The 26,256-nt window shown below is 71.7% G+C and carries 22 protein-coding genes and 2 pseudogenes; 15 read left to right on the top strand and 9 right to left on the bottom strand.

Translation table 11 applies throughout. The features are described 5' to 3' along the window. Positions 1 to 113: 113 nt before the first annotated feature. On the top strand, positions 114 to 1,736 hold the full coding sequence (locus ACIP8W_RS14395; RefSeq protein ID WP_402203187.1) for a translation initiation factor 2: 1,623 nt from the start codon (positions 114 to 116) through the stop codon (positions 1,734 to 1,736). Here the strand turns inward: ACIP8W_RS14395 and ACIP8W_RS14390 are convergent. After that, on the bottom strand, positions 1,733 to 3,742 hold the full coding sequence (locus ACIP8W_RS14390; RefSeq protein WP_402152675.1) for a hypothetical protein: 2,010 nt from the start codon (positions 3,740 to 3,742) through the stop codon (positions 1,733 to 1,735). The two genes, ACIP8W_RS14395 and ACIP8W_RS14390, sit on opposite strands and share 4 nt — an antisense overlap. 444 nt (positions 3,743 to 4,186) lie before the next feature. Here ACIP8W_RS14390 and ACIP8W_RS14385 point away from each other — a divergent pair, with 444 nt between their 5' ends. Next, positions 4,187 to 5,176: a cytochrome c oxidase assembly protein gene (locus ACIP8W_RS14385; protein ID WP_402203142.1), complete on the top strand. Its 990-nt coding sequence runs from the start codon at positions 4,187 to 4,189 to the stop codon at positions 5,174 to 5,176. 142 nt (positions 5,177 to 5,318) lie between these two features. On the opposite strand, the gene ACIP8W_RS14380 is transcribed toward ACIP8W_RS14385, so the two are convergent. Beyond that, entirely contained in the window at positions 5,319 to 5,723 is a 405-nt protein-coding gene (locus ACIP8W_RS14380; protein ID WP_402152671.1) for a VOC family protein, read from the bottom strand. Positions 5,724 to 6,073: 350 nt separating this feature from the next. Here ACIP8W_RS14380 and ACIP8W_RS14375 point away from each other — a divergent pair, with 350 nt between their 5' ends. Both ACIP8W_RS14375 and ACIP8W_RS14370 read left to right on the top strand, forming a co-directional pair. Further along, positions 6,074 to 7,282, top strand: coding sequence for a DUF1565 domain-containing protein (locus ACIP8W_RS14375; RefSeq protein WP_401955607.1), 1,209 nt, complete (start codon positions 6,074 to 6,076; stop codon positions 7,280 to 7,282). Between the two features lie 177 nt (positions 7,283 to 7,459). Next, a complete protein-coding gene (locus ACIP8W_RS14370) occupies positions 7,460 to 7,996 on the top strand; it encodes a hypothetical protein (RefSeq protein ID WP_401955606.1) in 537 nt (178 codons plus the stop codon). 57 nt (positions 7,997 to 8,053) lie between these two features. Here ACIP8W_RS14370 and ACIP8W_RS14365 read toward each other — a convergent pair whose 3' ends face one another. Further along, a complete protein-coding gene (locus ACIP8W_RS14365; protein WP_402203139.1) occupies positions 8,054 to 9,256 on the bottom strand; it encodes a cytochrome P450 in 1,203 nt (400 codons plus the stop codon). A gap of 412 nt (positions 9,257 to 9,668) precedes the next feature. Between ACIP8W_RS14365 and ACIP8W_RS14360 the strand changes: the two genes are divergently transcribed. The 4 genes from ACIP8W_RS14360 (at position 9,669) to ACIP8W_RS14345 (ending at position 15,262) form a co-directional block, all read left to right on the top strand. After that, positions 9,669 to 10,763, top strand: coding sequence for a cellulose binding domain-containing protein (locus ACIP8W_RS14360; protein ID WP_401955604.1), 1,095 nt, complete (start codon positions 9,669 to 9,671; stop codon positions 10,761 to 10,763). 46 nt (positions 10,764 to 10,809) lie between these two features. Beyond that, positions 10,810 to 12,501, top strand: a complete 1,692-nt coding sequence (locus tag ACIP8W_RS14355; RefSeq protein ID WP_401955603.1) for a cellulase family glycosylhydrolase — start codon at positions 10,810 to 10,812, stop codon at positions 12,499 to 12,501. A 142-nt stretch (positions 12,502 to 12,643) separates the two neighbouring features. Next, a complete protein-coding gene (locus tag ACIP8W_RS14350) occupies positions 12,644 to 13,747 on the top strand; it encodes a pectinesterase family protein (RefSeq protein ID WP_402203137.1) in 1,104 nt (367 codons plus the stop codon). Positions 13,748 to 13,936: 189 nt separating this feature from the next. Further along, on the top strand, positions 13,937 to 15,262 hold the full coding sequence (locus tag ACIP8W_RS14345; protein ID WP_402203185.1) for a jacalin-like lectin: 1,326 nt from the start codon (positions 13,937 to 13,939) through the stop codon (positions 15,260 to 15,262). A gap of 90 nt (positions 15,263 to 15,352) precedes the next feature. Here the strand turns inward: ACIP8W_RS14345 and ACIP8W_RS14340 are convergent, their stop codons facing one another. Beyond that, positions 15,353 to 15,988, bottom strand: coding sequence for a TetR/AcrR family transcriptional regulator (locus ACIP8W_RS14340; RefSeq protein WP_401955601.1), 636 nt, complete (start codon positions 15,986 to 15,988; stop codon positions 15,353 to 15,355). 162 nt (positions 15,989 to 16,150) lie between these two features. Between ACIP8W_RS14340 and ACIP8W_RS14335 the strand changes: the two genes are divergently transcribed. Then, positions 16,151 to 16,618 carry a MarR family winged helix-turn-helix transcriptional regulator gene (locus ACIP8W_RS14335; protein ID WP_401955600.1) on the top strand — a complete coding sequence of 156 codons (468 nt, stop codon included), beginning with the start codon at positions 16,151 to 16,153 and terminating at the stop codon, positions 16,616 to 16,618. 6 nt (positions 16,619 to 16,624) lie between these two features. Here ACIP8W_RS14335 and ACIP8W_RS14330 read toward each other — a convergent pair whose 3' ends face one another. After that, complete coding sequence (locus ACIP8W_RS14330) at positions 16,625 to 17,149, bottom strand: MarR family winged helix-turn-helix transcriptional regulator (protein ID WP_401955599.1); 525 nt, start codon at positions 17,147 to 17,149, stop codon at positions 16,625 to 16,627. A 131-nt stretch (positions 17,150 to 17,280) separates the two neighbouring features. Between ACIP8W_RS14330 and ACIP8W_RS14325 the strand changes: the two genes are divergently transcribed. Beyond that, positions 17,281 to 17,697 carry an Ohr family peroxiredoxin gene (locus ACIP8W_RS14325; RefSeq protein WP_401955598.1) on the top strand — a complete coding sequence of 139 codons (417 nt, stop codon included), beginning with the start codon at positions 17,281 to 17,283 and terminating at the stop codon, positions 17,695 to 17,697. Between the two features lie 318 nt (positions 17,698 to 18,015). Here the strand turns inward: ACIP8W_RS14325 and ACIP8W_RS14320 are convergent. Then, positions 18,016 to 18,374 (bottom strand): annotated as a pseudogene (locus tag ACIP8W_RS14320) (transcriptional regulator). Positions 18,375 to 18,559: 185 nt separating this feature from the next. On the opposite strand from ACIP8W_RS14320, the gene ACIP8W_RS14315 reads away from it, so the two are divergent. The 4 genes from ACIP8W_RS14315 to ACIP8W_RS14300 all read left to right on the top strand — a co-directional run bounded on the left by ACIP8W_RS14315 (position 18,560) and on the right by ACIP8W_RS14300 (position 21,894). After that, entirely contained in the window at positions 18,560 to 18,781 is a 222-nt protein-coding gene (locus tag ACIP8W_RS14315) for a hypothetical protein (protein WP_401955597.1), read from the top strand. A gap of 114 nt (positions 18,782 to 18,895) precedes the next feature. Beyond that, a complete protein-coding gene (locus ACIP8W_RS14310; protein ID WP_401955596.1) occupies positions 18,896 to 19,906 on the top strand; it encodes a sporulation protein in 1,011 nt (336 codons plus the stop codon). 65 nt (positions 19,907 to 19,971) lie between these two features. Next, positions 19,972 to 20,370, top strand: a complete 399-nt coding sequence (locus ACIP8W_RS14305) for a MazG nucleotide pyrophosphohydrolase domain-containing protein (protein ID WP_401955595.1) — start codon at positions 19,972 to 19,974, stop codon at positions 20,368 to 20,370. 123 nt (positions 20,371 to 20,493) lie between these two features. After that, positions 20,494 to 21,894: a nucleobase:cation symporter-2 family protein gene (locus tag ACIP8W_RS14300; RefSeq protein ID WP_402203133.1), complete on the top strand. Its 1,401-nt coding sequence runs from the start codon at positions 20,494 to 20,496 to the stop codon at positions 21,892 to 21,894. Positions 21,895 to 21,912: 18 nt separating this feature from the next. Here ACIP8W_RS14300 and ACIP8W_RS14295 read toward each other — a convergent pair whose 3' ends face one another. The 3 genes and pseudogenes from ACIP8W_RS14295 to ACIP8W_RS14285 form a co-directional block, all read right to left on the bottom strand. Next, on the bottom strand, positions 21,913 to 22,287 hold the full coding sequence (locus ACIP8W_RS14295) for an aspartate/glutamate racemase family protein (RefSeq protein WP_401955593.1): 375 nt from the start codon (positions 22,285 to 22,287) through the stop codon (positions 21,913 to 21,915). Further along, positions 22,284 to 22,574 (bottom strand): annotated as a pseudogene (locus ACIP8W_RS14290) (hypothetical protein); the annotation flags it as partial. The gene ACIP8W_RS14295 and the pseudogene ACIP8W_RS14290, both read right to left, overlap by 4 nt. 108 nt (positions 22,575 to 22,682) lie before the next feature. Then, positions 22,683 to 23,804, bottom strand: coding sequence for an NADH:flavin oxidoreductase (locus ACIP8W_RS14285; protein ID WP_401955592.1), 1,122 nt, complete (start codon positions 23,802 to 23,804; stop codon positions 22,683 to 22,685). A 156-nt stretch (positions 23,805 to 23,960) separates the two neighbouring features. Between ACIP8W_RS14285 and ACIP8W_RS14280 the strand changes: the two genes are divergently transcribed. Continuing rightward, positions 23,961 to 26,156, top strand: coding sequence for an alpha-galactosidase (locus ACIP8W_RS14280; protein ID WP_402203130.1), 2,196 nt, complete (start codon positions 23,961 to 23,963; stop codon positions 26,154 to 26,156). Positions 26,157 to 26,256: the final 100 nt, after the last annotated feature.

Genomic DNA, 26,256 nt, shown 5'->3' with positions numbered 1-26,256 from the left:
AGACGGGCGACGGGCGACGGGCGACGGGCGACGGGCGACGGGCGACGGGCGACGGGCGACGGGCGACGGGCGACGGGCGACGGGCGACGGGCGACGGGCGACGAACCAGCTCTGTGCTGTTCGCCGTGCGATCGGCGACCGCGCTGCACCGGCTGCTCGACGTCCTTCCGGTGTTCGCCGGTGACGAGCGCGTCCGCCGGGTCTTCACACTTCTGCCGGGTTCCGACTTCGGTGTCGACGCGCTGGCCTCGATCGAACGCGCGCGTGCCCGCACCGTCCCGTGGGAAGAGGCGCGCCGGCGCCCGTACGACCTGATCCTCGCGGCCAGCCCCAAGGGGGAACTCGGCCTTCTGCGGGGCCCCCGGGCCCTCTTCCCCCATGGGGCGGGGTTCAGCAAGACCCTGCGCGGGGAGGGCTCCGGAGACTCCGCCTCCGGGCTCGACCCGGCGTATCTCCTGCCCGGCGGACGCGCTCTCGCCTCCCTCCACGCGCTGACCCATCCCGGACAGATCGCCCGCCTCGCGGCGATCAGCCCGCGGGCTGCCGCGCGGGCGATGGTCGTGGGCGACCCCACTCTGGAGCGGATCCTCGCGTCCAGGACGCTCCGCGACCACTACCGGACCGTCCTGGGCACCGGCGCGCGCACATTGATCGCCCTCACCTCCACCTGGGGGCCGGAGTCCCTGCTCCGGCGGCATCCCGCGCTGCCCGCCCAGCTCGCTTCCCAACTTCCTTATGATTCATATCAGTTGGCGATCATCGTGCATCCCAATGAGCACAGCCGGATCGGATCCTTCGATCTGGCGGAGCAGCTCGCACCCGCCCTGGACGCCGGGGCGATGCGGGCCGGGCCGTACGAGGAGTGGGCCGCGGTGCTCGTCGCCGCCGACGCGGTGATCACCGATCATGGTTCGACGGCCCTGTACGCGGCGGCTCTGGACCGTCCACTGATCGCCGCGTACGACGGCGGCGACGAACTCATCCCCGGCAGCCCGATGGACCAACTCCTGTGCGTCAGCCCGCCGTTGAACGGTCCCGGCGGTCTCGAAGCCGCGCTGTCCGCACACCGCCCCGGAGCCGCCCGCGCCGTCGCGGCGTCCGTCTTCGCGGAGCAGGGGCAGGGGCTGTGGCGGCTGAGGGAGGAGTTGTACGAGCTGCTGGGCATCGCCCCACCGACCACGCCCGCCGAGGCCCGGCTGCTGCCGGCCCCGCCTCCTCCCGCCCGTACACCTGCCGCCTTCGCGGTACGTGTCCACAGCGACGACACCGGGGTGCGGGTCGACCGCTATCCGGCGCACACCGACATGCCCGCACACTTCCTCGCCGCCGAACACGGCACGGCGGGCGAGCGCCATGTACAGAGCGCCGGGCTCCTCTACCGGTGGGCGGCGCGGACCGCGCCCACCGCGCACCGTGTGTCCTGGACGGCGGGCGGGTGGACCGCCCGCACGCTGGACGACTATCCGGGCTGTGGCACCGCCGCAGCCGTACTGTCCCACTCCCTCTGTGTGGTACGCACCCGGTCCGGCGCCCTTCTGACGGTCCGTATCGCCCCCTGCGAGGAGAGCGACGGCCGGATCGTGCGCGCCGATCCGGCCGCCGTGCTGTGCGCCGTCCACTCCTGGCTGAAGACATGTCCCGCACTGCCGACGGCCGTCACCTGTGCCATCGGCGGCCGGTCCTTCACCGCCCGCCTCGCCCCCACCACCGTGGACGAGGCCGCGCTCGAATTCTAGGCGCCCGCATTTCGGGCATCGGAATGGCGCGGGAGCCCTCCGTTGTCCCGGCGGACGGTCTCCGCCGTCACACGGTACTCGCGCGCCCCGGCCAAGTCCCCGTCTTCCTCAGCCAGATCGGCGAACGCGTCAAGGATCCGTACCCGGTCGTGGTCCGCCTCGCGCGCACGGGCGCTCTCCAGCGCGGCGGCGTACAGCTCACGCGCCTCGGCCCGGCGGCCGAGCCCGCGCAGCACTCCTCCGAGGGCGAATCCCACGCGTGCGGCCAGGCGTTCGCGCCCGTCACCCGCGGCCGAGCCGTGCGCGTGGCTCAGCAGCGCCTCGGCCCGCTCCAGCTCGCCGACCGCGGCCAGCGCCTCCCCGAGCCGGTAGGTCAGAAGCGTGACGCCATAGTTGTTGCCGATCTCCCGGTGGACCGTGAGGGACGCCTCGAACTCCACTGCGGCGGCCGCCCAGTCACCGCGTGCCGCGCCCAGCATGCCCCCGAACTCGACGGTGGACGCGGCGAGTTTGCGCTCGCTCTCCGATCCTCCGAGTCCGTTCAGGGCGTCGCGCGCCTGTCGCAACTCCCGTCCCGCCTCGTCGAATTCGCCCCGCTCCCACAGGGGGCGCGCCACCATGCAGCGCATACGCACCAGGGCGGGGACGTGCCCGGCCCGCTGCGCGGCGGCGATTCCCGTACGGAAACCGTCGACCGCGTCCGCGAACTGCGGGTGGTCGAGAAAGTGCGTCCACAACGGTTCGTTCAGGGCCCAGCTCTCGGTGTCCATACCGTTGGCGTAGGCGATGCGCACACACGCGTACAGCGCGTGCCGCTCGGCCTCCAGCCAGCGGTACGCCCCGGCCTTGTCCCGGAGCGGCACATCGGGGGCGCCCGGCACTGGCGGAACACACTCCGCCAGTGTCAGCCGCCGACCTGCCGCGAGAAGATCGGCCCGTTGCGCCTGTCGCAGGAACCACCGGATGATCCTGCGGCGCCCGTCGGTGCTCTCCGCCTCGCCACCGTCCCGCGACGCACACCGACGGGCGTGGGCGCGCGACAGATCGGGGAGCCGCTTGCGCCCGTCCCCACTGTCCAGCACGTCCCTGACATCGAGCAGGCCGGCCGTCTCCAGCTCCCCCAGGGCCGTGTCAGCCGCGTCCCGACCCCGGCCGAGGAGCGCCGCGGCGGCCTCGGAGGTGAAGGACGGCCCCGGCATCGCGGCCAGCAGCCGGTAGAGCAGGGCCGCGTCGGGGCCGAGTCCCCGGTACGCCACGTCCCACAGCCGCTCGACCACCGGCAGCCCCTTCTCGTGCAGGTCGGAGGCGAGTTCGGCGACCAGCCGCGCCAGGGAACGGCGTCGATGCCTGCGGATCCACTGCCCGGCCACCCGCAGGGCTGCGGGCAGCCCCGAGCACAGGCGGACCACCGCGGCGACCGCGTCGGGTTCCTCGGCCAGCCGGGGATCGTGCTCGCTGACAAGGAGCCGCAGCAGTTCGACGGCCTCCCGGTCGTCGAGCGGGGGCAGCGCCAGATCGACCGCCGCCCCGTCCTCCAGGTCGTACAGCGGCCCTTGGCTGGCGACGATCACCAGGCTGTCGCCGGAGGCCGGCAGCAGCGGGATCACCTCGGATCCATACCGCGCGTTGTCGATGATGACGATCAGCCGCTTGCCGCCCGTCAGCGACCAGTACTGCCGGGTACGGTCCCGGAGGGACTGCTCCTGCCACCGCGGCTCCACCTCGAGCGCGCGCAGCACATCCCCCAGCGCGTCCGCGGTCTCCGCCGCTCCATCACGGCGCAGCTCGTCGAGGTCGACATAGGCGACGGCGTCCGGGTAACGCTCCCGCAGCGCGCGGGCCATCCGGAACGCCAGCTCCGTCTTTCCTCTCCCGCCGAGCCCGCTCAGCGCCAGACAGAGCGGCCGGGAGTGCCCGTCCCATCCGGCGACGGCGCGGAAGGCGGTCAGCTGCTCGCCTTCCCTGCCCACGAAATGCGGTGTCTCCGGCGGAATCTGATAGGCCATGGGTGGTGACTCCGATGCTTCACACCAGTCCGGACGATTCTTTCGGCGGGAGCTTCCGGCCACTCGCCCGGCTGTCGCGCGCCCTGTTCGTGAACAGCCCAAACTCTAAAGGAAAACTCGCTGTTGGGCAGGCGGTCCGCCAACGTGTCGGCGCGCTGGCCGTGTTCGGGGGATGGCGGGTCGCGGCCCCGGCCGTTCCCGATCGCTCCGGAGGGGGCTCCACCGACCTACGCGGGGCTCGGGTGTGGGGCGCGGGTTTCGCGGCCTCCGGCCCTGCCAGCGCTTCCGGCTCCTCCAGTACTTCCGGCTCCTCCAGTACTTCCGGCTCTTCCAGCGCTTCCGGCTCCTCCAGCGCTTCCGGCTCTTGGAGTGCCTCCAGTGCTTCCGGCCCTTCCGGGGGGGCCGAAAGTGATCGTTCTCGTGGCGGGTCTAGCGTGGTGACTCGTGACAGTGACCATACTTTCGTCCGGTTTGCCGCCGCTGACAGCGGTCCGGCTGCTCGACAGCTGGCAGCCCGACCCGTACGCGCTCGCCCTGGTGGCCCTGCTGGGCGGCCTCTATGCCTGGGGGGTCGCCCGGCTGGCGCGGCGCGGTGAGCACTGGCCGGTGGTGCGGACGGCGGCGTTCGCGCTGCTCGGCCTGGGTGCGATCGTGGTCGCGACGATGTCCGGGCTGGCGGTCTACGACCGGGTGCTGTTCTGGCCCGCGGCCGTACAGAACACCGTCCTCGACCTCATCGCCCCGCTCGGTCTCGCGCTCGGCGATCCGCTGACGCTCGCGCTGCGGGCGCTGCCGCCGGACGGCCGCGCGGCACGTCGACTGCGCGCGGCCCTGTCCGCCCGGGTTCTGCGGCTGCTGACGTTCCCGCTGGTCAGTACGGTCCTGGTGCTCGGTTCCGAGCTGGCCGTCTACTTCACACCGTATTTCGAGAGCGCCCTGCTCCATGACGGGCTGCACGAGCTGATGTATCTGCAACTGCTGCTCACGGGAAGCCTGTTCATGCTTCCGATGCTCACCCGTCAGGATCTGCTGCCCTCCTGGTGCGGTCATCCGGTACGGGCGCTGCTGGTGTTCCTGGACGGTCTGGTGGACGCGGTTCCCGGGCTGGTCGTGATGGTGAGCGGCACCCTGGTCGCGGGCGGCTGGTATGCCGCCCGGCAGCCGTCGTGGGGCCCCTCCGCCCATCAGGACCAGATGATCGGCGGCGGGCTGATGCTGACGATCGCGGAGCTGGTCGGGCTGCCGTTCCTCATCGCGGTGTTCGCGGAGTGGGTACGGGCCGAGCGGGTCCGTACGGCGGCGCTGGACGCCACCCTGGACCGGGCGTCCACCGGGGAGCCGGCCGGAGCGCCGACCGGAGCCGCCCCGGACCGCCCCTGGTGGGAGACGGATCAGGGCTCGGTCGGCGACCGCTTCCGGCGTGGCCTGTACTGAGCCACCGACCGCCGGCCAGCCGTGCTCACTGGAACGTCGGGCTCGTCGAGAACCGGCTCAGCGGCATCGGCTGCCCGGCCGTGGGCGGAACAGCAGGCGGAGCAGCAGCCCGGCGGGGCCGGTGCCACCTCCGCACTCGGTGCTATCCCGTCACCGCCGCCGGGTCCATCCACACGACCTCCCACAGATGGTGGTCGGGGTCCTGGAAGGAGCGCCCGTACATGAACTCGTACTCCTGGGGCTCGCCCGAGGGCGAGCCTCCGGCCGCGAGCGCGGCGTCCACGAGGGTGTCGACCTTCTCCCGGCTCTCGGCACTGAGACACAGGATGACCTCGGTGACCGCCGAGGCGTCGGCGACCTCCTTCCGCGTGAAGTCCTTGAAGCGCGGCTCGGTCAGGAGCATCGCGAAGATGGTGTCGCTGATCACGAGACAGGCGCCGTTCTCGTCGGAGAACTGCGGGTTGAAGGAGTATCCGAGGCTCGTGAAGAAGGTCTTCGAGACCTCCAGGTCCTTCACCGGCAGGTTCACGAAAATCATGGTCGGCATATGCGCTCTCTCCTCGCCGTACGGAGCGGTCCGGCCGTCCCGCCGGATCGCGTGCCCTGTGCGCGTTCTCACGCGCCTGTCGAAGAAGAAGACCCGGGGCCGGGCCGGAACTCATCGCTGAGCGACAGAAAAATCCAGACGGTACGACGATACGACCGCACCGGTCCCGCGGCCTGTCCTACGCCACCGTCACCAGCCCGGTACGATCCCGCGCCGCGGTGTACGGGGGCGCCGCTCCTCGTGTACGGCTCGCGGAGCACCCGGCAACCTCGCGGGGGACCCGGCAACCTTTCCGGGGTGGGCGACCACTCCTCCGGCGACAGCGAGCACCGCCGGAGACGGGAGACCGTGTGCACATCACAGGCAGGTTCACAGGTACGGTACTGAGCGCGGTACTGGCGGCGGTGGCGCTCGCAGCGCCCGGTGAGGCGTCGGCCGCCGGACCGACCATCGTCGTCGCCGTCAACGGCGACGACACCGGACCCGGCACCCTGGAACGCCCGCTCAGAACCATCCAGAAGGCAGTGGACGAAGCGCTGCCCGGTGATGTCATCGCCGTACGCGGCGGGACGTACACCCTCACCGACAACATCACCATCACCACCTCGGGCGAGGCCGCCCGCCCGATCGCCCTCGGCGCGTACGGGAGCGAACGGGTCGTCGTCGACGGTGAGCGACTGCCCGCGAGCCACACCCCGGTCGGCGGCAGCATCCCGCGCGCCGAGCGCGGCACCATCCACCAGGAGGCGTCCCACTGGCGGGTGTCCGGGCTGGAACTCGTCAACGGCCCGTACGGCTACTACTGCGACGGCTGCGACAGTAATGTCTTCTCCCGGCTGGTCACCCATGACAACTACGAGTCCGGCTTCCAGCTCCAGGGCAGCTCCAGCGGCAACCAGATCCTCGATCTCGACAGCTACAACAACCGTGATCCGCGCAAGAACGGCGAGAGCGCGGACGGCCTCGCCATCAAGGAGGGCAGCGGGACGGGCAATGTGGTGCGCGGCGCCCGGCTGTGGAACAACGTCGACGACGGCTTCGACGCCTGGAAGTTCACCTCCCCCGTCCTGATCGAGAAGTCCGTCGCGTACGGCAACGGTGTCAACCGCTGGAACTTCCCCGACTTCGCGGGCGACGGCAACGGCTTCAAGCTGGGCGGTGGCAGCCCCGCCCCGGCCGTGGCCCACACACTGCGCGATGTCCTCACGTTCCGGAACGTGGCGGCGGGCATCACCGACAACGGCAATCCGGGCGCCCTCACGGTGACGCGCGGAACGACCTTCCGTAACCAGAAAACCGGCTTCGACGCCGACGCCACGGGCTCCCGCTCCACCCTCGCCTCGAACCTGTCCATCGCGGACGGCCGGGCCGCCGCGCTGGGCGCCGCCACCGTATCGCAGGGCAACTCCTGGGATATTGGGGGCAGTTGGAGCGAGTCTTCCGTGCTGAGCACGGACACGGGAGCCATCACGGCCCCGCGCGCGGCCGACGGCTCGCTCCCGGCCGCCCCGACCCTCCTCGTACCGAAGGACGGTACGGCGATCGGGGCGCGACTGTAGTACGGACGGGCCTGTCGCCGAGCACACCGGCGGCCGGACCCACAAGAGGGACCGCTCGGGCATCGCGGTGTGTTTTGTGGCCAGGGGGAGGGGAAAGGACGCAGCGGCCGGGTGGCCCGCGGAATGCTGGGCGGGTCACCGGCCCGACCGGGGCCGGTCCCGCATCAGGAGTGTCCTGTGAAGAAGTTCTTCCTCCGCGGTGTCACCGCCCTCACCGCGGCCGCCTCGCTCGCCCTGCTCCCGCTGGCCGCCGCACCGGCTCAGGCGGCCGTGTCCGCCGGCCATGCCGGGATGACCTGGACCGTACGGACGACGGGTGGCGGCGGCACCATCCATGTGGGGTCCGACGCGCTGACCAACGCCTACGCGGGTGACACCCCGGCGACCGCGTTACTGCCGCTGCTCTGTCTGAGAGTCACCGGCTCCCCCGTACCGAGCGGTATCACCCCGGAGTTCCTGGCGGGCTGGTCGCGCGGGACGGTGGCGGCGACACCGCCCGTCCAGGGCGCGGCGCTGACCAGCCGCACCGTGGCCGACAATCTGTGCGCGCAGTACTACGGGGCGCAGTGGCGGATGGCCGAACACCATGACGGGCGCTACGGCGCCAACCTCGAATCCGCCGGCGGCTGGTCGTTCTGGGCCCATGGGTACGTACCGGCCGGGACCCGGTTCTGGACCGCGATCAACGATCAGCAGGCCAATCCCTGGAACTGAGCCGTCCGGACCGTCCCCGTACCCGCCCGCCCGGCCGTGCGGGCGGGCGGGCGGGTCTCACACCATGACCGGCAGGCCCTCCAGCCCCCGGATCACGAAGTTCGGCTTGCGGACGGGTTCCCCGGCGGGGGCCAGCCCAGGAGCCAGGTCCAGCAGCGCGGTCAGGGACGCGGTCAGTTCGATACGTGCCAGTGGGGCGCCGATGCAGTAGTGGATGCCCGCACCGAAGGAGATGTGCGGGTTGTCGCGGCGGGCCAGGTCCAGCTCGCCCGGGGCGGCGAAGACCGCCGGGTCGTGGTTGGCCGAGCCGAAGAGCAGGGCGACCTCGGCGCCGCGCGGCAGGGTGGTGCCGCCGATCTCCACCGGGTCGAGGACCCAGCGTTCGAAGAGCTGGAGCGGTGTGTCGTAGCGCATCAGCTCCTCGACGGCCGTGGGCAACAGGCTCCGGTCGGAACGCAGTTCGGCGAGCCGGGCGGGGTGCCGGAACAGCGCGTGCCAACCATTGACCGTGGAGTTGACCGTCGCCTCATGTCCGGCGTTCAGCAGCAGCGCGCAGGTCGCCACCATCTCGGCCTCGGTCAGCTTCTCGCCGTCGTCGTGGGCGGCGATCAGCGCGGAGACCAGGTCCTCCCCGGGCTTCTCCCGTCGTACGGCGATGAGTTCGCGCAGATACGCGGAGAACTCCAGGGAAGCGGTGACCGCGCGGCGGGCCACCTCCTCCCCCGGGTTCAGTTCGTACATCGCGCAGATCGCCGCCGACCACGGGCGCAGCAGCGGCCGGTCCCGCTCGGGAACACCCAGCATCTCGGCGATGACGGCAACCGGCAGCGGCTCGGCCACGGCCGTCAGGAGATCGCCACCGCCCTCCTCCACGAGCCGTCCCACCAGTTCGGCGGCGAGCTGTCGTACGTACGGGACGAGCCGCTCGACCGTGCGCGGGGTGAACGCCTTGGAGACCAGCCGCCGGATGCGAGTGTGGTCCGGTGGCTCCAGCTCCAGCATCCCGTGGTCGTTGAGTTCATGGAAGGGCTCGTGGCCGGCCGGTGGCTCGGCCCTGCCGAACTCCTCGTGGGTGAACCGGTGTCCGTAGGAGCGGCCGAGCCGCCGGTCCCGCAGCAGCGCCGCCACATCGGCGTGGTGCGGTACGAGCCACTGGTCGCTCGGCTCGTAGTAGTGCGTACGGCCACGGGCCCGTAGTTCGGCGTAGGCCGGGTAGGGGTCGGCGAGGAAATCGGGCGAGGCGGGATCGAAGGGAGGCATCCCAGGACGGTATCCGGCGGGGCCCGCCGTCGGACCGGAGGGGCGGCGGAGAACGGAGAACGGAAAGCGGGAAGCGGGAAGCGGAGAGCGGAAGCGGAAAGGGCTGTGGGTCTCTCGTGGCCCGGCTCCGGCGGGCCCGGGTGGAAGGGCCATCCGCACGGGTCATCCGCACAGGGCATCCGTACGGGGCATCCATCAGGTCGTCCGCACGGTCATTCGCCGGGGCGCCCGCCCGGGTCATTCGCCGGGCGTCCGCCCGGGGTGGCAGCCACATCCGTCGCAACCCTTGACGCGCCTTCGACAACGATGCGTTGATGTGGCCAGGCCCTGGACGCGAGCCGCTTCGGGCCGTTGATTGGGAGCGCTCCCATCTCCCGCCGGGCCTCCGCACGCACGAGAAGGGACCCCGAATATGCGGAACAGCAAAGCGTTATGGGCATTTCTGGCGATTCTCACCCTCACTCTGGCCACCCTGGTCGCGCAGCCGGGACGTACCGCGGCCGCCGCGGCCGACCCCGTACGGATCATGCCGCTGGGTGACTCGATCACCGGTTCGCCGGGGTGCTGGCGGTCGGTGCTCTGGAACCAGCTCCAGAACTCCGGCCACACCGCGATCGACTTCGTCGGCACACTGGGCCCCCAGGGCTGCGCACTGCCGCACGACGGTGACAACGAAGGGCACGGCGGCTTCCTCGCCACCAATGTCGCCGCGCAGAACCAGTTGCCGGGCTGGCTCAGCGCCACGCGACCCGACATCGTTGTCATGCACTTCGGGACCAACGATGTGTGGAGCAGCATCAGCCCGGACCGGATCCTCGCCGCGTACGACACGCTCGTGGGCCAGATGCGGGCGAGCAACCCCGACATGAAGATCCTCGTCGCCCAGATCATCCCCATGAACCCGAGCAGCTGCGCCGAGTGCGCCCAGCGTGTGGTGGCGTTCAACAGCCGGATACCCGCGTGGGCGGCCGGCATCAGTACGGCGCGCTCCCCGGTGACAGCCGTCGACCAGTGGACCGGGTTCAACACGGCGTCCGACACCAATGACGGGGTCCACCCCAACAGCTCCGGCGACGACAAGATCGCCGCCCGCTGGTACCCCGCGCTGGCCGCGCTGCTGTCGGCAGACCCGCCCGCACCGACGCCGACCCCCAGCCCGACCCCCACTCCCAGCCCGACGCCGTCCTCACCCGGCACCGCCGGATGCGCCGCCTCGATCCGGACCGTGTCGTCCTGGCAGGGCGGCTACCAGGCGCAGGTCACCGTCGTCAACAACGGCTCGACGCCGCTGAAAGGCTGGTCCGTACGGCTGACCGTGCCGTCCGGCGAGTCGATCACCCAGGTGTGGAACGGCACGCTCACCCCGGGCACCGGCGGCGGGACCGTCACCAACGCGTCGTGGAACGGCGCGCTGGCCGCCGGGGCATCCGCGGACTTCGGCCTGACCGCCTCCCGGTCCGGCACGGCGACGCCCGCGACCCAGGTCGCCTCCTGCACCGCCTCCTGAGCCGCCTCGTCCCCCGCCGACTCCCCTTCCCCACAGGAGACTTGCCATGAGCGCACAACACCGCGCCCCCGTGCCGGGGCCGAGGCCCGCGACCCGCCGGACCACCCTCCTCGGCCTGCTGTTCTCCCTGCTCTCCCTGCTCGCCCTCGGGCTGTCCGCCCCCGCGGCGCACGCGGCCGAAGCCGATGCCGATGCCCGAGCCGTCACCGGGCTGCGCGTCAGCAACGGGCGCCTCTTCGAGGCGAACGGCAACGAGTTCGTCATGCGCGGCGTGAACCACGCCCACACCTGGTTCCCCGGCCAGACCACCTCACTCAGGAACATCAAGGCGCTCGGCGCCAACACCGTACGGGTGGTGCTCGCCAGCGGCGACCGGTGGGCCAAGAACGACACCGCCGATGTGGCGGCCGTCGTCGCACAGTGCAAGCAGAACAAGCTGATCTGCGTGCTGGAGGTGCACGACACCACGGGCTACGGCGAGCAGAGCGGCGCGGTCTCGCTCTCCCGCGCCGCCGACTACTGGCTGAGCGTGCAGAGCGCGCTGACCGGCCAGGAGAACTACGTCATCGTCAACATCGGCAACGAGCCGCACGGCAACACCGGTTTCGCCGCCTGGACCGCCGACACCAAGGCGGCCATCGTGAAGCTGCGGAACGCCGGATTCAACCACACCCTGATGGTCGACGCGCCCAACTGGGGCCAGGACTGGTCCTTCACCATGCGGGACAACGCCGCGTCGGTCTTCGCCTCCGACCCCGACCGCAACACCATGTTCTCGATCCACATGTACGGCGTCTTCGACACGGCGGCCAAGGTCAGCGCCTATCTCAACACCTTCGTCTCCGCCGGACTGCCCATCCTGGTCGGTGAGTTCGGCGATATGCACTCGGACGGCAACCCGGACGAGGACGCCATCATGGCCACCGCGCACTCCCTGCGCCTGGGCTATCTCGGCTGGTCGTGGAGTGGCAACGGTGGCGGTGTGGAGTACCTCGACATGGCCACCGGCTTCGACCCGAACGCGCTGACGAGCTGGGGGCAGCGCATCTTCAACGGGGCGAACGGCATCGCCGGCACCGCCAAGGAGGCGACCGTCTACGGCGGTTCGCCCGGTGGGGACACCACACCCCCCTCGGCCCCCGGCACCCCTGTCGCGTCGGCCATCACCGCCTCCTCGGTCGCCCTGTCCTGGGCCGCCTCCACCGACTCGGTGGGGGTGACCGCGTACGACGTCGTCCGGGTCGGTGGGACCACGGAGACGGCCGCGGCGACCTCCGCCACCACCTCGGCGACCGTCACCGGACTGGCCGCAGCCACCGCGTACACCTTCGCCGTCTACGCGCGGGACGCGGCGGGCAACAGGTCGGCCCGGTCCGCGGCCGTCTCCGTCACCACCGCGTCGGGCGGCGGCGCACCGGCCGCGTGCTCGGTCTCGTACGCCATCGCGAGCCAGTGGAGCGGCGGCTTCCAGGGCGAGATCGTGATCCGCAACACGGGCAGTTCCCCCGTGAACGGCTGGACGCTCGGCTGGGCCTTCCCCAACGGCCAGCAGATCACCAACCTGTGGGGCGGCACCGTGTCGCAGAGCGGTTCCTCGGTCAGTGTCGCCGCCGCTGCCTGGACGGCGGTGATCGCGGCCGGTGGCAGCACGACGGTCGGCTTCACCGCCTCCTCGACGGGCACCAACGGCAAACCGTCGGCCTTCACCCTCAACTCCTCCGCCTGCGCCCTCGTTTGACCCTGCTTTCCCGGCACACCGCGCGCGCCGTCCGGCGCTCCTTCCGGGCGGTCCGCGCGCGGTGGTTCCCGGCACACGGCAACCTTTTCCCCGGCCGCGCCCACTGTGAAGTGACGTTCCCCCCTCGCTAAGGACGTTCCCCGTGCCGGACTCCGCCGCTCCCCCACCGTCCCGCTCCCGCACCGCACACCGCAGGCCCCGGCCGAAGCGGCGTACGGCTCTGCTCCCGGTCGCCGCCGTGGCGGCCGTCGGGCTCGGCGCGCTGCCGCCGGCGGGCGCGAGCGCCGCCGTGGCCGCCACCCGTACCGTCGCCGCGGACGGCTCCGCCCAGTACCGCACGGTGCAGTCGGCGATCGACGCGTCGGCGGCCGGTGACACCGTGTCGATCGCCAAGGGCACCTACAAGGAGGTCATCAACGTCCCCACCGGCAAGAAGGGTCTGACCATCAAGGGTGCCACCGGCAACGCCGAGGACGTCGTCATCACGTACGACAACGCCGCGGGCACCAAAAAGCCGGACGGGTCCACCTACGGCACCGCGGGCAGCGCCACCGCGACCTTCTCCGCCCCCGACCTCACGGTCACCGGGGTGACCGTCCAGAACACCTGGCTGCGCTCCGAGCACCCCGACATCACCGCCACCCAGGCGGTCGCCGTCAACGCCCAGGGCGACCGGCAGGTGTTCCGCAACGACCGGTTCATCGCCCACCAGGACACGGTCCTCAACTGGGCGCCGTCCGCGACCGGTCAGTATCGCCAGTACTTCCGGGCGTCCTTCATCAGCGGTGATGTCGACTTCCTCTTCGGCAACGCCACCGCCGTCTACGACCGGGTCAACATCACCCTGCGCGACCGGGGCGCGGCGGCCGGGGGCAACAACGGCTATCTGGCGGCGCCCAACACCCACTCCGCGAAGAAGTACGGGTTCCTCATCACCGGTTCCACCATCAGCAGTTCGGCCCAGGCCAACACCTTCTCGCTGGGCCGCCCCTGGCACCCGACCGACGACGCGGTCGGCCAGCTGGTGATCCGTGACACCGCCCTGCCCGCGGCGGTACGGGTCGCCGCCCCCTGGACCGACTTCGGCACCTTTCCCTGGAAGTCGGCGCGCTTCCACGAGTACGCGAACACCGGTCCCGGCGCCACCGTGAACGCCAACCGCCCACAGCTCACGGTCGCCCAGGCGGCCGACTACACGGCCGCCCGGTATCTGGCCGGTACGGACGGCTGGAACCCAGTGGGCTGACCGCTTCCCGGGGCGGGGTGCGTCCGCCCCGGGAAACAACAGGCGGCCAGTGGGTGCCGGTTGGGGAAAAGATCTCGCCAGATCGCCCCACCGACCTTGCGCGGCGCGTGATTTCACCGTAGATGATGATTGTTACCCGCGCGTACGCGTAACTCCCCCGCCCTCAGAGAGGCCCCCATGCGCATTCCGCTGCGAAAACTGGCCGGTTTCCTGGCCGCCGGCGCGATGGCCCTCACTGGCCTCGCCACCGCCGGTGTCTCCCCCGCGTCGGCCGCCCCGGCCGCCGGCTCCGGTACGTTCAACGTCCTCACGTACAACATCGCCGGGCTTCCGCTCGGTCTCGGCCAGAGCGATCCGGCGACCAACACCCCGCTCATCGGGCAGCGGCTGGCCCCGTACTCCCTGATCAATGTGCAGGAGGACTTCAACTACCACGCGGCGCTGTACGCCAACGACACGCACACGTACCGCACCCCCACCAGCGGCGGCGCCGCGTTCGGCGACGGTATGAACACCCTCTCCGACCATCCCTTCGAGGACTTCGAGCGGGTCAAGTGGAGCGACTGCACGGGTACGGACTGTCTGACCCCGAAGGGCTTCACACTCGCCCGGGTCCGGCTCGCCGAGGGCGTCTTCGTGGACCTGTACAACGTCCACACCAACGCGGATGTCACCACCGCCGCGCTCGCCGCCCGCCGGGCCAACGTCAAGCAGCTCTCGTCGTTCATCCAGGCCCGCAGCGGCTCCAACGCGGTGATCGTCATGGGTGACACCAACACCCGCTACACCCGCGCCGAGGACAACATCCGCACACTGAACTCGGAGAACGGCCTCACCGACGCCTGGGTCCAGCTGATCCGCGGCGGCTCGGAGCCCGCAGCCGGGAGCGAGGCGCTGGTCTGCGACTCCGCCGCGCCCGCCAACAGCTGTGAGGTCGTCGACAAGGTCCTCTACCGCGGCGGACCGCTGGTGAACCTCACCGCCACGCGGTACACCAACGAGTGGCGGACGTTCCTGGACTCCAGCGGCAAGCACCTCTCCGACCACTACCCGCACGCCGTCGACTTCCGCTGGTCGCTGCCTGCCGACCGGCGCGCCTCCGACCTCTTCGGCGGCCCGCACGGCGACTCCTTCAACGACGCCGGCGCGCTCCCGGCCACCGTCTCACCCCGTACCCTCACTCTGCGCGGCGGCACCCGTCTGGACTCTGTCGCCCTCACCCTCGACGGCGGTACGGTGCTGGGGCACGGCGGCGGTGGTGGCACCGCCGCCTCGCTCACCCTGGCCTCCGGCGAGCATCTGACCTCGGTCAAGCTCACCCAGGGGCAGAAGGACGGCCGGACCCGGATCTTCTCCGCCGCGTTCACCACGGACGCGGGCCGCACGCTCGCCTCCGGGACCGCCACCTCGGACTCGGTGACCTACACCGCGCCCTCGGGCTGGCGGATCGTCGGCTTCACGGGCCGCGCGGGCTCCGAGATCGACAAGCTGGGCGTCATCTACGCCCCGAAGTAGCCCCGCCGTTCCGTCAGTTCTCGCTCTCGCTCTTCCCGTGGTTCCCGCCGGACGGTCCGGATCCCCCCGGGGTCCGGACCGCCGCGCGGGTCAGACGCCGAGGGCGGGCAGGAGCACGGAGTCGAAGTAGTGGCCCAGGAACGCCTGGTCGACCGGCCGGTCCTCGACCAGCGGACGCGCGATGAGCGCGCCGATCACCATGTGCGGGACATAGGACAGCGCGGGCGAGTCCGCGCGGATCTCGCCCCGGTCCACGGCGCGCCGCAGCAGGGCGTCGAGTCCGGTCAGCTCGGGGTCGATGAACAGCTCCCGCAGCGCCTGGAGCAGGTCCGGGTGGCTGTGCACGGCGTGGAACAGCCCCCGCAGCAGCGCGGAATCGTCCGCCATCCGGCTGTCGTCGAGGCGCGTCACCAGCGTCTGGAAGTCCCCGCGCAGCGAGCCGGTGTCCAGCTCGCCGACGCTCACCGGCTTGCTGCGCCGCAGCGCCGTCGCGACCAGCTGGGGCTTGCCCTTCCACTGGCGGTAGAGCGTGGCCTTGCTGGAGCGGGTACGGGAGGCGATGGCGTCCATCGTCAGGGCGTCGTAACCGACCTCGCGCAGCAGATCGAGCACGGCGCGGTACAGCTCGGTCTCCCGCTCGGGCGTGATCCTGCTGCGTGGACCGAGCGAACCGTGCTCCGGCGTCCCGGGAGCCGCCGTGACCGTACGCTCCGCCGCGGCTGCCATCCTCGACTTCCCTCCCGTGCACCAGACTTGCGAAGCCTCACGGTAACCGGAAAACCACAGGGACGAAACCAATCCGGACAGGGGGAACGCGCTCACCACAACGTCCGATTTTGACCGGAACGGGTCAATTTGAATTTGAACAACCAGCGCTATGCTGACCCCATGGACGAGGTGCGATGGCTCAATGAGCAAGAGATGGCGGCATGGACCAGCTTCCTCGCCGCGAGCAGCCTGCTGGGACGCCGCCTCGACCAGCAGCTCAAGGACGAGGCCGGGCTCTCACACCCGCAGTACGAGATCCTCACCCGGCTCTCCGCCGCCCCCGGCGGCGAACTGCGGATGAGCGAGCTGGCGGACGCGCTGCTCACCTCCAAGAGCGGGCTCACCTATCAGGTGACCCAGCTGGAGAAGAGCGGGCTGGTACGGCGCCGTTCCTACGCCGGGGATGTACGCGGCGTCCTCGCCGTACTCACCGAGGAGGGCCGGGCCAAGCTCCGCGCGACGGCCCCGGGCCATGTGACGCTCGTACGCGAACTGCTCATCGATGTCCTCGCCCCCGGGCAGCTCGCCACGCTCACCGAGGCGCTCGGCACGGTCGCCGACAGGCTGCGCGGGTCCGCGGTCCCCTGAGACGCGTCAGGCGCCGCGCGCGGCGGCGCCGTCCAGAGCGGCGGTGAGCCCGTCCAGCGAGGCGCGCAGCGAGGCGACCCCGGCAGCGTCGAGACCGGTGGAGGCCAGCACCGCCGGGGGCAGCTCACAGGCGCGCCCCTTGAGGGCCGCGCCCCGGTCGGTCAGCCGTACGCTCACCGAGCGCTCGTCCCGGCGGCTGCGCTCGCGCACCACCAGACCGGCCGCCTCCATCCGCTTGAGCAGCGGCGAGAGCGTCCCGGAGTCGAGCCGGAGCGCGAGGCCCAGCTCCTTCACAGTCAGCGAGCCGTGCTCCCAGAGCGCGAGCATCGCCAGATACTGCGGGTACGTCAGCCCCAGCCCGGCCAGCAGCGGGCGGTAGAGCGCGTCGAAGGCGCGCGAGGCCGCGTGCAGCGCGAAGCACACCTGCCGGTCGAGGCGCAGCATCTCCTCCGGAGCCACCGACTGCGCTGCGGGCTGCCGGGCGGAGCACGGGGCCCCGGTGTCCGGCGCGGTATCCAGTGGGTGATCCATATCTCCAGCTTACTACGCGCACCATTTGATTGCGCACAATTTAATTGCGCTACAGTGTTCTCCGTGGCACCGGCCGGCGCCCCCCTGCCGGCCGGTGTCCTCCCACCACGTATTCCCGCCGAGGAGATCCGATGAGCACCATCCACTACACCGCCATCGCCACCGCGAACGGCCGTGACGGCCGCGCCGTCAGCTCGGACGGTCTGCTGGACGTCCCGCTGGCGCCGCCGCGCGAGATGGGCGGCAGCGGCAAGGGCACCAACCCCGAGCAGCTCTTCGCCGCCGGTTACGCCGCCTGCTTCGCCAGCGCCCTGGCCGCGGTCGCCCGTGAGGGCCGCCACGACACCAAGGACGTCTCCGTGACGGGCGAGGTGGGCATCGGCGGCGACCTGGCGAGCGGCTTCGGCCTCTCCGTCGTGCTCCGGATCGAGCTGCCCGAGCACCTCGAAGGCCCGCTGGGCAAGGAGCTGGTCGACCGCGCCCACCAGGTCTGCCCCTACTCCAACGCCACGCGCGGCAACATCCCCGTCGAGCTGGTCATCGAATAACCCCCGGCTCCGGCCCCAGGTGCGCACCGGGCATGCTCGACGCCCGGTGCGCACTGCTGTCCGCGGGACGTACCCGGACCTCACGGACGTACACCGACCTCACCGCACGGACCGGCCACAAGGACTGTTTTCGGGTGACCGCCCGGCCGGTCGGGGCGCGCCGGAGGAAAAAGATCAGGACAGAGATCCGCCCCACCCAACCGACCGAGGACAGGGCCAAGAGCGACGATCCGGGCGGCGAACGGACGCCCGCGGACACGGTCGCGTCTCCACGCGCCCCGGCCGTGAAGACACCGCGAAAGAGCCCTCCGCCGGGGGTCAGTCGTGCCAGGGTTTCCCGGTGACCTGATGGTTGGCGTGGCTGATCGCCTCCACCACCGGTCGGCGCAGATGCCCGTCGGCCAGCGCGTAGACGACATGACGGCCGTCCTGCGCGCGCACCAGCTCCGCCAGCCGCAGCTTGGCCAGGTGCTGGCTCACCGCGGGCCGTGCCGCGCGCACGCCGCCGCCGCCGGAGCGGTCACATCGGACTCGCCCCGGGTCAGCGGCCACGCCAGATGCAGCCGTGTCGGATCGGCGAACAGCGAGAAGACCGAGGCCGCCGCGGTCAGCTCGCGGACGCCGGGGATGTGCTGGTGCGCGTCGCTGGCGGTGGGGGCTTCCTCGCGTCCGGGCATGCCCCGTCGTAGGCACGCGGCCGGGGCGCGCACCGGCCGCCCGACCAGTGCGCCGGGTGGCCGAAATCAGCGGTTCCGGCGGTCGCCTTGGGAACTCCTTTACCCTTCCGCACAGTTCTGCTGTCGGCCGTACCCGCGGCCGTCCCGCCCCCGCGCGGGACCTCTAGGTTCTCCAGGAGGACGCAGTGGCTCAGATCGACCTCGACAAGGTGCTCGACAAGGCGTGGGCGGACAAGGAACTGCCCGCCGTCATGGCCGCACCCGTCTCGGCACTCAAGGGTGTCTCGGACCGTCAGGGGGACCTTCTTCAGGAGGCGTTCGGCATCAAGACGGTGGAAGATCTGGCCAACTTGAAGTTTGCCCGCTGGGCCCAGGCGCTCGCCACGCTCGACGCCACCTCCAAGTAGTTCCTCCCCGTTCGGGGACCCCGCCGTTCCCGGCCCCGCGCGTCATGCGGGGCCGGGGGCGCGTCCCGGCATACGTACCGATGTACGGATACAAGTGAAAGAAGGAACGCCACCGTGGTGTTCAAGAAGCTGCTCGGAGCCTTCGGGGTCGGTGGCCCCTCGGTCGACACCGTGCTGCACACCTCCGCCGCCGCCCCCGCCCTTCCCGGCGGTACGGTCACGGGCCAGGTCAGGCTCAAGGGCGGCAGTACCGATGTGACCGTCGACCACATCACCCTCGATCTGGTGGCCCGTGTCGAGGCCGAGGGCCAGGACGGGGAGCACGAGGGCGTGGTGGTCTTCGACCGTGTCACCGTGGGCGGCGGGTTCCGTCTCGCCGAGGGCGAGGAGCGCGCCCTCGACTTCAGCACCGTCCTGCCCTGGGAGACCCCGGTCACCCATCTGCGCGGCCAGTCCCTCGGCGTCGTCCTCGGCGTCAGGACCGAACTGGCGCTGGCGGGCGCCAAGGACGCGGGCGATCTCGACCAGCTCCATATCGAGCCCCTGCCGGTCCAGGACGCGATCCTGGAGGCGTTCGGGCAGCTCGGCTACGGCTTCAAGTCGGCCGATCTCGAACTGGGCCGGATCGCCGGCAGCGGCCAGCGGCTGCCGTTCTACCAGGAGATCGAGCTGACCCCGCCCGCCCAGTACGCCCATGCCGTCAACGAGATCGAAGTGACCTTCCTGGCCGACGCCGGAGGCATGGAGGTCGTCCTGGAGGCGGACAAACGCGGTGGTCTGTTCTCCGCCGGCCATGACACGCTCACCCGCTTCACCGTCTCCCACCACCAGACCTCGGGCACCGACTGGAACGCCGAAGTCGGCTCCTGGGTGGAGCGGTTGCTCGGTGGCCGGGGCGGATCGTACACCGCCCACGCCGATCCCTACGCGGCGAAGCACGAGTACCACGACGGGGCCGGTCACGACGACGGTCACCGGCGCTCCGGCCCCAGCACGGGCGCGGTGGTCGCCGGGGTCGCCGCGGGTGTGGCCGTCGGGGTCGTGGGCGGCATGGTCGCCGCCGAGGTCATCGACGAGATCGGTGACGCCTTCGAGGACGAGGAGGACGGCTCGGACGAAGGCTGAGCCGTCCGCTCCGGTGCGGCGGGCGGGCCTGTCCGCCCGCCGGGGCGACAGGTACGATGCGGCCGGTGAACGATTCTCCCGCCGACCTCGTACGCGAGTTCCATCTGGCCTTCGGTCTCGATGCCCGCACCCGCCCGACCGGGATCCCACCGGAGCTGGCCGCCCATCGCCAGGCCCTGCTGGACGAGGAGGTGGCCGAGGTCGCCGAAGCCGCCGCGGAGGGCGCCCTCGACCACATCGCACACGAACTCGCCGATGTCGTCTACGTCGCGTACGGCACGGCGCTCGTCCACGGGATCGATCTCGACGCGGTGATCGCCGAGATCCACCGGGCCAATATGACCAAGCTCGGCCCGGACCGCCGCCCGGTGCTGCGGGAGGACGGCAAGGTCCTCAAGGGTGACCACTACCGGGCCCCCGACGTATCCGCCGTCCTGGCCCGTCAGGGCTGGTCGCGGCCGTAGCGTCCGGCTCGGGCGCAACTCCGCCGTAGGGCCACGGCAATACACGGGAAACAGATTCAACAGAAAGTTGAGCGTTGCCGGTTCGCGCGCCGGCGCGTACCCCACCCCACCCCGGAGGCACCCGTGTCCCAGGCCCCTGCCCAGAGCGGGCCCGAACCGTCGTCGGTATCCGGTCCCGCCCCCGGGCCGCACCCCGTCGACCAGTTGCTGCCGCCCGCCCGGCTGGGGCTGCTCGGGATCCAGCATGTGCTGGTCATGTACACCGGCTGTGTCACCGTGCCGCTCGTCTTCGGCGGCGCGGCCGGTCTCGACACCTCCACCATCGGTCTGCTGATCAACGCCGATCTGCTGGTCGCCGGTCTGATCACCCTGCTCCAGGCACTCGGTATCGGCCGGTTCCTCGGGGTACGGCTGCCGGTCGTCGCCGGGGCGACCTTCGCCGCCGTGACCCCGATGATCCTGATAGCGGGCGAGTACGGACTGCCCGCCGTGTACGGGTCGATGATCGCGGCCGGGATCTTCGGGCTGCTGGTCGCCGTGCCCTTCGCCCGCGCCGTACGGTTCTTCCCGCCCCTGGTCAGCGGCACGGTCATCACCGTCATCGGGCTCTCCCTGATCGGGGTCGCCGCCGGGCTGATCACGGGCCCCGACCCCACGGCCAAGGACTACGCGGCCCCCGGCCATCTCGCCCTGGCCGGGGGCATCGTGCTGCTGATCGTGGCCGTCGGCCGCTTCGCCCGCGGGCTGCTCGCCCAGCTCGGCGTGGGGCTCGGGCTGGCCGTCGGCACCCTGGTCGCCGTTCCCCTCGGGCTGACCGACTTCTCCTCGGTCGGCAGGGCGGACTGGTTCGGCGTCAGCTCGCCGTTCCACTTCGGCACCCCCGAGTTCCCCGTGGCCGCCGTGCTCTCCATGTGCGTCGTCATGCTGGTGATCTTCACCGAGTCCACCGCCGACATGCTGGCCGTCGGCAGGATGACCGGCCGCCCCCTCACCCCGCGCGATCTGGCCAGGGGGCTGGCCGCCGACGGGATGTCGGGGGTGCTCGGCGGCATCATGAACGGCTTCCCGGACACGGTCTTCGCCCAGAACGTCGGGCTGGTCGGGATGACCAAGGTCCGCAGCCGCTACGTCGCCGCCGTCGCCGGAGGGATCCTGATCCTGCTGGGGCTGGTCCCCAAGCTCGGCGAGATCGTCGCGTCCCTCCCGGGGCCGGTCATCGGCGGCGCGGGGCTGGTCATGTTCGCGACGGTCACCGCCGTGGGCATCGACATCCTGCGTACGGTGGAGTTCGAGGGCACCGGCAACCTGCTGATCGTCGCCGTCTCCCTCGGCGTCGGCATGCTTCCCGTCGCGGCCCCGACGATCTACCACGCCTTCCCCGCCTGGTTCCAGATCATCGCGGGCAGCGCCATCACCAGCGCGGCCCTCTCCGCGTTCCTGCTCAACCTCCTCTTCCACCACACCGGAAGCCGTGGAAGGACACCCGCGTCCGAGGAGATATCCCAGGCCGTGACCGGTGGCTGACCCGGGCACGGTCCACACTCAGCTCTCCCGTTCCGCCCCGGTCCGCCCCCAGCTGCGCCGCTTCGGCAGCGGCCTGGCGTAGCCGCCCGTACGGCTGGTGGACAGCCCCAGCGCGACCAGGGCGTCGGCGAGTTCGACGGCCGCGCCGACGCCGTCGACGACGGGCACGTCGAGGAGTTCGCGGGCGCCCTCGCGGCCGTGCTCCCCGAACCCGGTCATGACCACGGCGTCGTACGGCTGCCGGTGGCCGCGCAGGGTGTCGGGGACGGCCGCCGCGGAGAGATAGGCCGAGCCAGCCCTCCGCGGACTCGGGGCCCCGTCGGGGGTGAGACCGGTGACCGTGGTGCCGGGGGCCGCCGCGCTCCGGGCGCCGCGCAGGATCGCGTCGGTCATCGTCCGGGTGGTGTTGCAGTTGGTGACGACGATCCGCACGCGGTTCGGACCCCCGCCCGCTCGGCGGCCAGGGCCTCGTCGCGCTCGGCCCGGCACAGCACCGCGTAGAGGCCGGCGGCCAGCGCCGTACCGATGAACCACGCGTACGGCGTGATGGCGCCGAAGTACGGTACGAGCGCGGCCGACGCGGCCACTCCGGCCGCCGGCAGGAACGCCTGCAGCGCCTTGGGGTTGAAGCCCTTGCGGTAGTGGTAGCGGGAGCCCGCGCTCGCGTCGAAGAGCTCTTCGGCGCCTGCCTCTTCCGTTCGGACAGCGCCGCCGCGAGGATCCGGCCGGGGCGGCGGGCCGGCCGGATCCGTACAGCCAACTGCGGCCCGGGGGCTCCGGGGCCGGCCTCAGCTCAGGGTCTTGAGCTGGTCCGCGTGGAAGGGGATCAGCTCAGCGGTACGGCCCTCCAGGACCTTCGCCACCCAGGCCGGGTCGCCCAGCAGCGCGCGGCCGACCGCGACCAGGTCGAATTCGTCGCGCTCCAGCCTGTCCAGCAGCCGGTCGATGTCCTGGACACCGCCGCCCTTGCCCACGAAGGCCCCGAGGAACTCGCTGTCGAGCCCGATCGAGCCGACCGTGATGGTGGGCCTGCCGGAGATCTTCTTGACCCAGCCCGCCAGGTTGAGGTCCGAGCCCTCGAACTCCGGCAGCCAGTAGCGGCGCGTCGAGCAGTGGAAGGCGTCCACGCCCGCCTCGGTCAGCGGGGCGAGCAGTTCGGCCAGCTCCTGCGGGGTGCCGGCGAGCCGGGCGTCGTAGCTGCCCTGCTTCCACTGGGACATCCGGAAGATGACCGGGAAGTCCGGGGACACCGCCTGCCGACAGGCGGCCACGATCTCGGCCGCGAAGCGGGTACGGGCGACCAGGCTGCCGCCGTACGCGTCCTCACGGTGGTTGGTGCCCGACCAGAGGAACTGGTCGAGCAGATAACCGTGGGCGCCGTGCAGCTCTATCCCGTCGAAGCCGAGCCGCTCGGCCGCCGCCGCGCCCTCGGCGAAGCCCGTGATCACCGCGTCCAGGTCCGCCTGCGTCATCGTGTGCCCGGCCTGCGTACCGTCCAGGGCGAGCCCCGAGGGGCCGACCCGGGGCGCGTCCGGGAAGGGCAGGGCGCCCTCCTCGCGGGTCATGCCGACATGCCAGAGCTGCGGAACGATCCGGCCGCCCTCCTCGTGGACGCGCGCGACCACGTGCGCCCAGCCGCCGAGCGCGTCCTCACCGTGGAAGCGGGGGACCTCGCCGCTCGTCCCGGCGGAGGGGTGATCGATGTACGTACCCTCGGTGATGATCAGTCCCACACCGCCCGCGGCCCGGCGCGCGTAGTACTCCGCCACCTCGGATCCGGGCACACCGCCGGGCGAGAACTGTCGTGTCATCGGGGCCATCGCGATCCGGTTGCGCAGGTCGAGACCGCCGAGGGAGAACGGCCGGTCGAGCACCTGCGCGGCGCGGGTGAGGATATCGCTGGAAGACAAAATTACGCACCTTCGGTAGACAGGAGCGGCACCCTTGCGCGGTGCCACCGGTACTCCCAACACGACCGTGTACCTCCGGATTCCCCGGCCCGGCGAAGATGTACGTGGGCAGGAACAGCCCGCTCAGCCGGAGAAAGACAGCCAAAGGGGAACCGCATGACCCGCACCACCGCGCGGACCGTCCATCTGCGCGCGGCAGGAGTGAGCTTCGTCGTCGAGCTCCTCGATCCGCTCCCCCGCGTCCTGCACTGGGGCGAGGACCTCGGCGAGCTGACCGACGAGGACCTGGCCGCGCTGGCCCTGACGGCCGAGGGCGCCGTGCTCAACAACGCCCTGGACGAGCCGCGGCGGTTCACCGTCTGGCCGACGGAGGCCGACGGCTGGTCGGGCACCCCCGCCCAGCAGGGGCACCGGGGCGGCGCGGCCACCACCCCCCGCCCCCGGCTGGCCGGTGTGGCGGAGCGGCCCGGGGAGCTGGAGCTGCGGCTCACCGACCGGGTCGGCGGCCTCGACATCACCCTGACCTACCGGCTGGAGCCGTCCGGGGTGCTCGGTGTGACGACACGTCTCACCCGCCCGCACACCGCGGGGGAGCCCGACACCGTCCCGTACGACCTCGCGGGTGTGACCACCCTGCTGCCGCTGCCCGGACGGGCGGGCGAAGTGCTCGACTTCACCGGCAAGTGGTGCCGCGAGCGGTCGCCCCAGCGCGGCCCGCTGGGCTTCGGCGGTCATGTACGGGAGGTACGGCGCGGCCGGCCGGGCCAGGACTCCCCGTATCTGCTCACCGTGGGCGTGCCCGGCTTCGGGTTCCGCACCGGCGAGGTGTGGGGGCTGCATGTGGCGTGGAGCGGCAATCAGCGCTGGCTGGCGGAGCGGCTCCCGGAGGGCGCGGGGGTGCACGGCGCGGTCCTCGGCGGCGGTGAGCTGCTCGCGCCCGGGGAGATCCGGCTCGCCCCCGGCGACGACTACACGGCGCCGGTCTGCCACTTCGTCTGGTCGGACGCGGGCCTGGACGGGCTCGCCGACCGGTTCCACACCCTGCTCAGGGCGCGCCCTTCGCATCCGGCGAGCCCCCGGCCGCTGACCCTGAACACCTGGGAGGCGGTCTACTTCGACCACCGGCAGGACCGGCTGCTGGAGCTGGCCGATCTGGCGGCGGCCACCGGGGTGGAGCGACTCGTCCTCGACGACGGCTGGTTCTCCGGCCGCCGTGACGACACCGCCGGGCTCGGCGACTGGACCGTGGACGAGACCGTGTGGCCGGACGGTCTGGGGCCGCTCGCCGACCGGGTGCACGGCCACGGCATGCAGTTCGGGCTGTGGGTCGAGCCGGAGATGGTGAACCTCGACTCCCGACTGGCCCGGGAGCACCCCGAGTGGATCCTCGGCCCCGGTCACCCGGGGCTGGGTCCGAGCGCCCGCCACCAGTACGTCCTGAACATCGCCCACGACGGCGCCCGGGACTATCTGCTGGCCTCGCTGGACGAGCTGGTCACGCGCTACGCCATCGACTATCTGAAGTGGGACCACAACCGCGATCTGCACGAGGCCGTGCACCGGGGCGCGGACGGCCGGGACCGGCCGGGGGTGCGCGCCCAGACCGCCGCCCTGTACCGGCTGCTCGACACGCTCAGGCAGCGCCATCCCGGGCTGGAGATCGAGAGCTGCTCCAGTGGCGGGGGCAGGGTCGACCTCGGCGTACTGGCCCGTACGGACCGGGTGTGGGCGTCCGACTGCAACGACCCCGTCGAACGCCAGGCCATCCAGCGCTGGACCGGTCAGCTGCTGCCGCCCGAGCTGGTCGGGACGCATGTGGGCGCCCCGCACAGCCACACCACCGCGCGGACCGCCGACCCCTCCTTCAGCCGGATCACCGCGCTGTTCGGCCACGCGGGCATCGAGGACGATCTGACCGCGCGCACCCCCGAGGAGCTGGCCGGGCTCAGGAGCTGGGCGCGGCTGTACAAGGAGCTGCGGCCGCTGCTGCACGGCGGCCGGGTGGTCCGCGCCGACCTGGAGGGCGAGGCCGGCGTGCTGCACGGGGTCGTCGCCCGGGACGCGGGCGCCGCGCTCTACTGCTGGGCCAGGCTCGCCACGTCCCCGGAGGGGCAGTCGGGCCGCGTCCGGCTTCCCGGGCTGGATCCGCGCAGCCGCCACCGCGTCCGGATCCGGACGGAGGCGGGGCTCCCGTCCCTGCACCAGGTCGCGGGTCCCGCGTGGTTCACGGCCGCGCTGGAGGGCTGGGTGGAGCTGCCGGGGACCGTGCTCACGGGTGCGGGGATCCCGATGCCGACGCTCAACCCGGGCCAGGCGCTGCTGATCGAGGCCGAGGCCCTCGACCGGAGCTGACGATCCATCACCCAGCGTGACCCGAGAGGGTACTTGCGTGCAATCGCACGCGCGTCCGGCGCGGTCAGGGTAGCGTCCCGTTGCGGGCGGTCCGCGATGT

This window comes from Streptomyces sp. NPDC088554 (assembly GCF_044752945.1).
GTDB lineage: Bacteria > Actinomycetota > Actinomycetes > Streptomycetales > Streptomycetaceae > Streptomyces.
Note: the sequence above shows the minus strand (reverse complement) of the source record. Positions and strands in the feature narration are given on the sequence as shown.

Coding starts and splice junctions, on each gene's coding strand:
- ACIP8W_RS14335 (WP_401955600.1), top strand. CDS start 16,151: ATGGACGAGGTGCGATGGCTCAATGAGCAAGAGATGGCGGCATGGACC.
- ACIP8W_RS14340 (WP_401955601.1), bottom strand. CDS start 15,988: ATGGCAGCCGCGGCGGAGCGTACGGTCACGGCGGCTCCCGGGACGCCG.
- ACIP8W_RS14365 (WP_402203139.1), bottom strand. CDS start 9,256: ATGCCTCCCTTCGATCCCGCCTCGCCCGATTTCCTCGCCGACCCCTAC.
- ACIP8W_RS14390 (WP_402152675.1), bottom strand. CDS start 3,742: ATGGCCTATCAGATTCCGCCGGAGACACCGCATTTCGTGGGCAGGGAA.
- ACIP8W_RS14325 (WP_401955598.1), top strand. CDS start 17,281: ATGAGCACCATCCACTACACCGCCATCGCCACCGCGAACGGCCGTGAC.
- ACIP8W_RS14330 (WP_401955599.1), bottom strand. CDS start 17,149: ATGGATCACCCACTGGATACCGCGCCGGACACCGGGGCCCCGTGCTCC.
- ACIP8W_RS14295 (WP_401955593.1), bottom strand. CDS start 22,287: ATGACCGACGCGATCCTGCGCGGCGCCCGGAGCGCGGCGGCCCCCGGC.
- ACIP8W_RS14280 (WP_402203130.1), top strand. CDS start 23,961: ATGACCCGCACCACCGCGCGGACCGTCCATCTGCGCGCGGCAGGAGTG.
- ACIP8W_RS14360 (WP_401955604.1), top strand. CDS start 9,669: ATGCGGAACAGCAAAGCGTTATGGGCATTTCTGGCGATTCTCACCCTC.
- ACIP8W_RS14355 (WP_401955603.1), top strand. CDS start 10,810: ATGAGCGCACAACACCGCGCCCCCGTGCCGGGGCCGAGGCCCGCGACC.
- ACIP8W_RS14380 (WP_402152671.1), bottom strand. CDS start 5,723: ATGCCGACCATGATTTTCGTGAACCTGCCGGTGAAGGACCTGGAGGTC.